Origin of the sequence: Mesorhizobium sp. CA8 (assembly GCF_020164955.1) — a bacterium.
Classification (GTDB): Bacteria; Pseudomonadota; Alphaproteobacteria; order Rhizobiales; family Rhizobiaceae; genus Mesorhizobium.
Window position 1 is genome coordinate 236,823 of sequence record NZ_JAIUHG010000006.1, and the last position, 8,019, is coordinate 244,841.

An 8,019-nucleotide genomic window follows, 5' to 3' on the forward strand; every position below is an offset into this window, starting at 1 on the left:
TGCCGGCTTCCCGGAATCGTGAGGCCGTTTGAGGATTGACACCATGAGACAAGCCACAGCCGTCGCGCTGGTGACGGGTGGAGCAAGGCGGATCGGCAAGGCGATCGTCGAGGATCTGGCCGCCAATGGCTTCGCCGTCGCCATCCATGCCAACCGGTCAAGCGACGAAGCCGAGGCGCTGGCGAAGAAGGTCGCGGGCGAGGGCGGTCGTGCCGCCGCAGTCGCCGCCGACCTCACCGATATGGAAGCCGTCGGCGATCTTGTCGGCAGGTCCGACGCCGCGCTCGGCCCTGTCACGCTGCTGGTCAACAATGCATCCTTGTTCGTCGATGACCGGGTGGAGGATTTCGACTGGCAGGCCTGGGATCGCCACTTCGCCATCCATGTGAAGGCGCCGGCGCTTTTGGCGCAGACCTTTGCCCGCGCGTTGCCGCAAGGCGAGGAGGGGCTGATCGTCAACATCATCGACCAGCGCGTCTGGCGGCCGACGCCGCGCTATTTCTCCTATGCCCTGTCGAAATCGGCGCTGTGGACGCAAACGCAGATGCTGGCGCAGGCGCTCGGGCCGCGCATTCGCGTCAACGCCATAGGCCCCGGGCCGACACTGAAGAACAAGCGCCAGGACGACGATGATTTCGAGAGCCAGGTCGAGGGCCTGATCCTGAAGCGCGGCCCGCAATTGCCCGAATTCGGCGCCACGATCCGCTATCTCTGGCAGGCGCGCTCGGTGACAGGCCAGATGATCGCGCTCGACGGCGGCCAGCATCTTGCGTGGCAGACGCCGGATGTGACAGGCATGGTGGAATGAGTCCCGCAGTCCAAAGACACAAACGAAACGGCGCCGCCGACGATCTGCCGCCCAATGTCGACCTCGACGTGGAGGACGAGGCAGCGGAGGAGATCGTCGAACCGGAGTCGATCCCGACTGGCCCCGAAGTCGCCTTCACGGCCATCGACTGGACGCCGCATGCCGGCGACGCCGACGGCATGGTCGGCGCCGAGGTGATCCAGACCTTGGTCAAGCGGCTGCCCAACCAGCCCGGCGTCTATCGCATGATGAACGCCGCCGGCGACGTGCTCTATGTCGGCAAGGCGCGCAGCCTGAAGAAGCGCGTCACCAACTACGCGCAGGGGCGCTTCCACACCGCCCGCATCGGCCGCATGGTGCGCGAGACGGCGACGATGGAATTCGTCGTCACCCGCACCGAGATCGAGGCGCTGCTGCTCGAGGCCAACCTCATCAAGCGGCTGAGGCCCCGCTTCAACGTGCTGATGCGGGACGACAAGTCCTTCCCCTACATCTTGCTCACCGGCGACCATGTCTCGCCCGGCATCTACAAGCATCGCGGCGCGCGCTCGCGCAAGGGCGACTATTTCGGTCCCTTCGCTTCCGCCGGCGCCGTCGGCCGCACCATCAATTCGCTGCAGCGCGCCTTTCTGCTCAGAAGCTGCACCAACTCCTTCTACGAGAACCGCACGCGGCCTTGCCTGCTCTTTCAGATCAAGCGCTGCGCCGGTCCCTGCACCGGCGAGATCTCGCATGAGGGCTATGCCGAGCTCGTCGCCGAGGCCAAGGATTTCCTTTCCGGCCGCAGCCAGAAGGTGAAGACCGAGATCTCGGCCGCCATGCAGCAGGCGGCGGAAGAACTCGATTTCGAGCGCGCCGCGATCTATCGAGACCGGCTTGCGGCGCTCTCGCATGTGCAGGCGCATCAGGGCATCAACCCGCAGACTGTCGAGGAGGCCGACGTCTTCGCCATCCACCAGGAAGGCGGCCAGACCTGCATCCAGGTGTTCTTCTTCCGCACCGGCCAGAACTGGGGCAACCGCGCCTATTTCCCCAAGGCCGACCCGGCGCTGGAGCCGGCCGAGGTGCTGGGCTCGTTCCTGGCGCAATTCTATGACGACAAGCTGCCGGCGCGCACGCTGTTGCTTTCCCAGGCCGCGCAGGAACAGGAACTGCTCGCCGAGGCGCTTTCCACCCATGCGGACCGCAAGATTACCATTTCGGTGCCGCAGCGCGGCGAGAAGAAGGACCTGACGGATCACGCGCTGCAAAATGCGCGCGAGGCGCTCGGCCGCAGGCTGGCTGAGACATCGACCCAGGCCCGCCTGCTCAAGGGTTTTGCGGAGACCTTCGGCCTGGAAAAGCCGCCGGTGCGCATCGAAGTCTACGACAACTCGCACATCATGGGCACCAACGCGGTCGGCGCCATGGTCGTCGCCGGACCGGAAGGTTTCGTGAAGAACCAGTACCGCAAATTCAATATCCGCTCGACCGAGATCACGCCGGGCGACGATTTCGGCATGATGCGCGAGGTGATGCAGCGGCGCTTTTCGCGGCTGCTCAAGGAGCATGGCGACGAGCAGCCCGGCGCCACCGCGCAGGACGAGACCGGCGACGACGATCTGGTCGCCGGCAATGGCGGCTTCCCGGCCTGGCCCGACGTCATCCTGATCGACGGCGGCCAGGGCCAGATGACGGCGGTGCGCCAGATCCTGGCGGACCTCGGCGTCGAGGATCGTGTCGTGGCGATAGGCATCGCCAAGGGCCAGGACCGCGATGCCGGTCGCGAGCGTTTCTTCGTCAAGGGCAGGGAAAGCTTCATGCTGCCGGTGCGCGACCCGGTGCTCTATTTCGTCCAGCGCCTGCGCGACGAGGTGCACCGTTTCGCCATCGGCTCGCACCGCGCCCGCCGCAAGAAGGAGATGGTGAAGAGCCCGCTCGACGAGATCGCCGGCATCGGCCCCGGCCGCAAGCGCGCGCTGCTCCATGCCTTCGGCACAGCCAAGGCGGTCAGCCGCGCCGCGGTCGAGGACCTGGTCAAGGTCGACGGCATTTCCGAGCATGTGGCGAAACTGGTCTACAATCACTTCCACGAGAGCTGAGGACTGGTCGCGCGCACGGAAGGTTGACCAAGGCGTCCGTGTGGTGAGGTGTGCCATACCTTGGAGCATCCGCTTCGCTCCCGCTCCACCCGTGGATGACGAAGTTGCCATGGCTTCGCCAACCCCAACGTTGCAAGAAAGGCCGACATCGAAGCTGCCGATCCTCCGCGTCTAGGGGGAAATACCGGGAGCGCAGAGAGGTGCCTCAGGCCCGGCCCTCACGCCATTTTCCCCTGGTCAATCGAATCTCGCCTGTTGACCCCCTACATTGGCTTCTGATTTGAGTACGTCTGGCGGAGGAGATTTCCCGAGACGACATGGCACAACGCGCGTTCAACCTGCCGAACATCCTCACCTATGCCCGCATCGTCGCGGTGCCGTTGGTCGTGCTGTGCTTTTTTCTTGAAGGACATCTGAAGTCGTCCGACTTCGCCCGCTGGTCGGCGCTGGTCATTTTCCTGCTTGCCTCCATCACCGATTACTTCGATGGTTATTTCGCGCGCGCGTGGCAGCAGACCTCCAACATCGGCAAGATGCTCGACCCGATCGCCGACAAATTGCTGGTCGCAACCTGCCTGCTCCTGCTTGCCGCCGACACCGACCGCCATGGCGGTATCGCCGGCTGGTCGCTGTGGGCGGCAATCATCATCCTGTGCCGCGAGATCCTGGTCTCGGGCCTGCGCGAATATCTGGCTGCCTTGAAAGTGTCGGTGCCGGTGACCCAGCTCGCCAAGTGGAAGACCACCATCCAGATGGTCGCCATCGCCTTCCTGCTGGTCGGCCCGGCCGGCGACAAGATCTTTCCGCTGACCACCCAGATCGGCCTGGTGCTGCTGTGGGTCGCGGCGCTCGTTACGCTCTACACCGGCTACGACTATTTCCGCGCCGGCCTCAAGCACATCATGGACGAGTGAGATGTCGACGAAGCTCATCTATTTCGCCTGGGTGCGCGAACGGATCGGCAAGCCGGAAGAGGACGTCGACTTGCCTTCCGGCATCGAGACGGTCGCCGATCTGCTGCGCTGGCTGAAGTCGCGCGGCGAGGAATATGAGAACGCGCTGCAATACCCCGACGTCATCCGAGTCGCCATCAATCAGGAACATGTCGGCCACCGCGAGAAGATTGCGGGCGCGCGCGAGATCGCGCTGTTTCCGCCGATGACCGGGGGCTGAGATGGCAGGCGCCGTCGTGCCCGCCATCCGCATCCAGCGCGAGGATTTCGACGTCGCCGCCGAGATCGCCTGCCTGACCAAGGGGCGCGCCGATATCGGCGCCGTGGTCACCTTCTCCGGCCTTTGCCGTGACGAGCAGGGTGCGCTCTCGGCGCTCGAGCTCGAGCACTATCCCGGCATGGCGGAAGCCGAGATCGGACGCATCGCCGCCGAGGCCGTCGAGCGCTGGCCGCTGCAGGGGCTCACCGTCATCCATCGCCATGGAAAGATAGCGCCGGGCGAGAACATCGTGCTGGTGGTCGCGGCCTCGTCGCACCGTCAGGCGGCCTTCGAGGCGGCGAATTTCCTGATGGACTATCTGAAGTCGCGCGCGCCCTTCTGGAAGAAGGAACACCGCGCCGACGGCTCCGAGGGCGGTTGGGTCGAGGCCAAGGAAGCCGACGATCAAGCGGCGGACCGCTGGAAGAAACACAGCGACTAAAAATCCCGTTCGGCCATCGAACGACCGCAATCCTTCCCAAGCCTGCCGGGCGGTTTGATTTGCTTGGCGGGAGCAATCTCATGCTGGACCGCATCGCGGAATTCTTCATCTTCGGGCTGGTGCCGCTGGTCGTCGGCGTGCTTGCCGTGCCGGAATTGACCAAGGCCGGCGAAAGGACGATCGCGGGCGAGGTGACCTACCGCGAGCGCATCGCTCTGCCGCCCGATGCCGTGCTCGTGGTCGAGCTTGCCGATGTCTCGTTGGCCGATGCGCCAACCGTGATCGCTAGGCGCAGGATAGCGCCCACCGGCCAGGTGCCGATCAAGTTCGACATCGGTTTCGATCCCAAGGCGGTCCAGAAGGGCCGAACCTACGCGCTGCAGGCGCGCATCACGGTCGGCGAACGGCTGATGTTCACCACCGGTACGAGCCAACAGCTCGATCCGCTGGCGGGCAGGCCGCAGACGGTTTTGCTGAAAATGGCGCGCTGACGCCTGATCGCGCGACTTTTCAGCCTCGAAACCGTGTTCGCCGGAATAAACCGGCGACGCCAGGCGTTGACTTACGCAGATGGCGGGCAGGCAACGGGACAATGTCCCTTCACTTAAACCGCCAGACCGAATGCGCGGATCGATCTGGCACTCAGAGGAGACCAGATATGAAAAGGCACACGCTCTTTCTCGCAGTCACAAGCATATCGCTGATCGCCTTCGCCGGTTTTGCCAGGGCGGACGATCATCTGTTCAACGCCACGCAGCATGGCCTCAGCCCCGACAGCCAGCCTTTCCAGACCAACAAGGCCGGCCACAGCGGTGACCTTGCGCCTGGACAGGGCAGTCCGTTCACCGGCGAGGAGACGAAGACGCCGTCCACCGATACCGAGGCGGCGAACGCCCATGCGAATGTGAAAGACCGTCAAGCCAAATGACGCCTGCCCGCCGGGGGCCGGCGGGTTTTTAGAGCAATTCCAGGAAAATTGGGACGCGGTTTTCGTTCCGGAATTGCGTGAAACAAAGGGATAGAGCGGTTCGCCGTTTCCAGGAAATGGTGAACCGCTCTGGCATGCCGGGCCGCCTCAACGGTTCTGTCTGTCATTCAAGCACGTCGCAATTGACCGCGCCGCTGCAACCGCCTAGCCTCCCTTGAAAATGGGGATGGGGTTCCCCGAAACCGCCCTTGTGGCTGATGACTCCTGCCAGGCGTGCTCTTGCGCGGCAGGATTTGTTTCCCCGCTCATATCATGCCTGATTTCGTGAAGTGATTCCGGTTTGGAATCGCGTTGGAAAGGCATTGAAAACGATGACCCTTGCGGCTTGCGCCCTGGTCCTGATCGGCGGTTTCCTTGGCGGCATTTCCCGCTTTTTCCTGTCCGGCGTGGTCGGCCGCCGCATTGGCGAGACCTTCCCCTGGGGCACGCTGGTGGTTAATTTTTCCGGCGCCCTTGCCATCGGCGCCTTCGCCGGCGCGGCGCGCTCGGTCGGCGGCATCTTCGCCAGTGGTCTCGTGCGCGACCTGATCGTCGTCGGCCTGTTCGGCGGCTACACCACGGTGTCGTCCTTCTGCCTGCAGACGCTCAACCTGGCGCTCGAAGGCGAGGGGCGGCTCGCCGCCTTCAACGTCGTCGCGTCGTCGGCTCTTTGCGTGCTGTTCGTCGCCCTCGGCTTCTGGGCGGTAGTATGGGTGGTTGCTTCAACCACCGGAGCTGCGGGCTGAGCGATGGTGGACAGACGGATGGCAATGCGGCTTTATCTGGCGGTCGGCTGCGGCGCGGCGATCGGCTCGCTGACGCGCTTCCTGTCGGGCTATGTCTTCGTCTCGCTGCTCGGCCTCAACGCGCTTTGGTCGACCGCTTTCGTCAATGTCGTCGGCTCCTGGGTCATCATGGCCTTCGCCACGCTGACCGGGCCGGACGGCCGCCTGATGGTCGGGCAGGCCTGGCGCAATTTCGTCATGGCCGGCTTCTGCGGCGGGCTCACCACGTTCTCGGCGATGAGCCTCGACACCTTCATCCTGCTGTTCGAGGGCGACTGGCGGCTGGCCGCGATCTATCTCATCAGTGTGGTCGGCCTGTCGCTCGCCGCCGCGTGGCTGGGCTATCTCATGGCGTCCAGGCTCAACCGCTTGCCGGTCGCCGGGTAACAAAGGAGGAGGACATGGAACTTCCCGCGCAATGCGCGCTGCTCAGGATCTTCTTCGGCGAGGACGACAGGGCTGCTGACGGCAAGCCGCTGCACGAGGCGATCGTCATCAAGGCGCGCGAGGCCGGCATGGCCGGCGCCACGGTGCTGAGAGGTCCGCTCGGCTTCGGCCGTTCGAGCGTGCTTCACACCGCCAAGATCCTGCGCCTGTCGCAGGATCTGCCAATCGTCGTCGAGATCGTCGACGCGCCGGAGAAGATCGATGTGCTGATCCCGGAGATCAAAGCGCTGACCAGGACAAAGAGCTGCCTGATCACCAGGGAGAAGGTCGAGGTCATCCGTTACGGGGACGGCGACTGAACCCGCCATCTCCCATCAGCCGCCACGAAGCCGGCGGCCGATCGTCCTTTCGTCGAAGATACCGGCGGAAAAGAGTTTCATGGCCTCTATCGCCAAGTCCGACGCCTCGGAACTGCCTATGACGATGCCGCGCTCCTCGCAGACCTCGTCATAGATACGCTTCAACAAAGCGAGGTCATCCGGATAAGCAAGGCCACTTTCAGAAACATGAGGCTTGATCATGCTTCGCTCTCTCGGTTCGGCGGAAGCGCGGCTCACAGCCGCCGACGCCCAGCGCTACTTTGTTGCCAATTTTCGCTGAACCTAGGGCAGGCGGCGGATGTGACCACCCGTCTCAAAATAAAAACGGCCCGCTGGAGCGGGCCGTTCCGTGAAACTCGAGCTTGCGCCTCAGCCGACGATCTCGGTATCCGAGAACCAGTATTTGATCTCCTGTGCGGCGGTCTCCGGCGCATCCGAGCCATGCACCGAATTCTCGCCGATCGACAGTGCATGTACCTTGCGGATGGTGCCCTCGGCGGCATTGGCCGGGTTGGTGGCGCCCATCACTTCGCGGTTCTTGGCGATGGCGTTCTCGCCCTCCAGCACCTGCACGATGGTCGGCGCCGACGACATGAATTCCACCAGCTCGCCGAAGAACGGGCGATCCTTGTGGACAGCGTAGAACCCTTCCGCCTCGCGGCGGCTCATCCACACGCGGCGCGATGCGACGACGCGCAGGCCAGCGTCTTCCAGCATCTTGGTGATGGCGCCCGTCAAGTTGCGCCTGGTCGCGTCCGGCTTGATCATGGAGAAGGTGCGTTCGATCGCCATAAGGTCGTCCTTGTTCTGGGAATGGAAATTGGAGTGGCGGGCTCTATACAAGCCGCTCGGCGGCTTGCCAAGGGGAGGCCGCTTCTGGTGTCGTAAGCGCATGAGTTGTCCGGGTTAGGTAGCACATGAGTTGTCCGGTTTTATCGCCAGCGAATGGAGGCTGGG

The 8,019-nt window shown here is 64.0% G+C and carries 12 protein-coding genes and 1 riboswitch; of the genes, 10 read left to right on the plus strand and 2 right to left on the minus strand.

Annotated features, from left to right (window positions below; translation table 11 throughout):
- The first annotated feature begins 43 nt into the window (after positions 1–43).
- The 10 genes from LB553_RS09735 to LB553_RS09780 all read left to right on the plus strand — a co-directional run bounded on the left by LB553_RS09735 (position 44) and on the right by LB553_RS09780 (position 7,041).
- A complete protein-coding gene (locus LB553_RS09735) occupies positions 44–808 on the plus strand; it encodes an SDR family oxidoreductase (protein ID WP_224512643.1) in 765 nt (254 codons plus the stop codon).
- Positions 805–2,889 (plus strand): excinuclease ABC subunit UvrC, encoded by a 2,085-nt coding sequence (gene uvrC / locus LB553_RS09740; RefSeq protein ID WP_224512645.1) that lies wholly within the window; start codon positions 805–807, stop codon positions 2,887–2,889. The genes LB553_RS09735 and uvrC overlap by 4 nt, the downstream gene beginning before the upstream one ends.
- Positions 2,890–3,206: 317 nt before the next feature.
- Complete coding sequence (gene pgsA / locus LB553_RS09745; RefSeq protein WP_040984724.1) at positions 3,207–3,803, plus strand: CDP-diacylglycerol--glycerol-3-phosphate 3-phosphatidyltransferase; 597 nt, start codon at positions 3,207–3,209, stop codon at positions 3,801–3,803.
- A 1-nt stretch (position 3,804) separates the two neighbouring features.
- Complete coding sequence (gene moaD / locus LB553_RS09750; protein WP_127877909.1) at positions 3,805–4,062, plus strand: molybdopterin converting factor subunit 1; 258 nt, start codon at positions 3,805–3,807, stop codon at positions 4,060–4,062.
- Between the two features lies 1 nt (position 4,063).
- Positions 4,064–4,543, plus strand: a complete 480-nt coding sequence (locus LB553_RS09755; protein ID WP_224512647.1) for a molybdenum cofactor biosynthesis protein MoaE — start codon at positions 4,064–4,066, stop codon at positions 4,541–4,543.
- Between the two features lie 80 nt (positions 4,544–4,623).
- Positions 4,624–5,034, plus strand: coding sequence for a YbaY family lipoprotein (locus LB553_RS09760; RefSeq protein ID WP_224512649.1), 411 nt, complete (start codon positions 4,624–4,626; stop codon positions 5,032–5,034).
- A 167-nt stretch (positions 5,035–5,201) separates the two neighbouring features.
- Positions 5,202–5,471, plus strand: a complete 270-nt coding sequence (locus tag LB553_RS09765; protein ID WP_224512651.1) for a hypothetical protein — start codon at positions 5,202–5,204, stop codon at positions 5,469–5,471.
- 213 nt (positions 5,472–5,684) lie between these two features.
- Positions 5,685–5,745, plus strand: a riboswitch (Fluoride riboswitch).
- A gap of 97 nt (positions 5,746–5,842) precedes the next feature.
- Positions 5,843–6,256 carry a fluoride efflux transporter CrcB gene (gene crcB / locus LB553_RS09770; protein ID WP_224512682.1) on the plus strand — a complete coding sequence of 138 codons (414 nt, stop codon included), beginning with the start codon at positions 5,843–5,845 and terminating at the stop codon, positions 6,254–6,256.
- Positions 6,257–6,274: 18 nt separating this feature from the next.
- Positions 6,275–6,682 carry a fluoride efflux transporter CrcB gene (crcB, locus tag LB553_RS09775; RefSeq protein ID WP_411962253.1) on the plus strand — a complete coding sequence of 136 codons (408 nt, stop codon included), beginning with the start codon at positions 6,275–6,277 and terminating at the stop codon, positions 6,680–6,682.
- A 14-nt stretch (positions 6,683–6,696) separates the two neighbouring features.
- Positions 6,697–7,041 (plus strand): DUF190 domain-containing protein, encoded by a 345-nt coding sequence (locus LB553_RS09780; RefSeq protein ID WP_224512655.1) that lies wholly within the window; start codon positions 6,697–6,699, stop codon positions 7,039–7,041.
- Between the two features lie 15 nt (positions 7,042–7,056).
- On the opposite strand, the gene LB553_RS09785 is transcribed toward LB553_RS09780, so the two are convergent.
- Positions 7,057–7,263, minus strand: a complete 207-nt coding sequence (locus LB553_RS09785) for a hypothetical protein (protein ID WP_224512657.1) — start codon at positions 7,261–7,263, stop codon at positions 7,057–7,059.
- A gap of 168 nt (positions 7,264–7,431) precedes the next feature.
- On the minus strand, positions 7,432–7,854 hold the full coding sequence (gene ndk, locus LB553_RS09790; RefSeq protein ID WP_041010781.1) for a nucleoside-diphosphate kinase: 423 nt from the start codon (positions 7,852–7,854) through the stop codon (positions 7,432–7,434).
- Positions 7,855–8,019: the final 165 nt, after the last annotated feature.

What these genes read in the sequence shown, in the direction of transcription:
- moaD (WP_127877909.1), top strand. Translation starts at nt 3,805, where the DNA reads ATGTCGACGAAGCTCATCTATTTCGCCTGGGTGCGCGAACGGATCGGC.
- crcB (WP_224512682.1), top strand. Translation starts at nt 5,843, where the DNA reads ATGACCCTTGCGGCTTGCGCCCTGGTCCTGATCGGCGGTTTCCTTGGC.
- pgsA (WP_040984724.1), top strand. Translation starts at nt 3,207, where the DNA reads ATGGCACAACGCGCGTTCAACCTGCCGAACATCCTCACCTATGCCCGC.
- LB553_RS09735 (WP_224512643.1), top strand. Translation starts at nt 44, where the DNA reads ATGAGACAAGCCACAGCCGTCGCGCTGGTGACGGGTGGAGCAAGGCGG.
- LB553_RS09760 (WP_224512649.1), top strand. Translation starts at nt 4,624, where the DNA reads ATGCTGGACCGCATCGCGGAATTCTTCATCTTCGGGCTGGTGCCGCTG.
- LB553_RS09755 (WP_224512647.1), top strand. Translation starts at nt 4,064, where the DNA reads ATGGCAGGCGCCGTCGTGCCCGCCATCCGCATCCAGCGCGAGGATTTC.
- LB553_RS09780 (WP_224512655.1), top strand. Translation starts at nt 6,697, where the DNA reads ATGGAACTTCCCGCGCAATGCGCGCTGCTCAGGATCTTCTTCGGCGAG.
- ndk (WP_041010781.1), bottom strand. Translation starts at nt 7,854, where the DNA reads ATGGCGATCGAACGCACCTTCTCCATGATCAAGCCGGACGCGACCAGG.
- crcB (WP_411962253.1), top strand. Translation starts at nt 6,275, where the DNA reads ATGGCAATGCGGCTTTATCTGGCGGTCGGCTGCGGCGCGGCGATCGGC.
- LB553_RS09765 (WP_224512651.1), top strand. Translation starts at nt 5,202, where the DNA reads ATGAAAAGGCACACGCTCTTTCTCGCAGTCACAAGCATATCGCTGATC.
- uvrC (WP_224512645.1), top strand. Translation starts at nt 805, where the DNA reads ATGAGTCCCGCAGTCCAAAGACACAAACGAAACGGCGCCGCCGACGAT.
- LB553_RS09785 (WP_224512657.1), bottom strand. Translation starts at nt 7,263, where the DNA reads ATGATCAAGCCTCATGTTTCTGAAAGTGGCCTTGCTTATCCGGATGAC.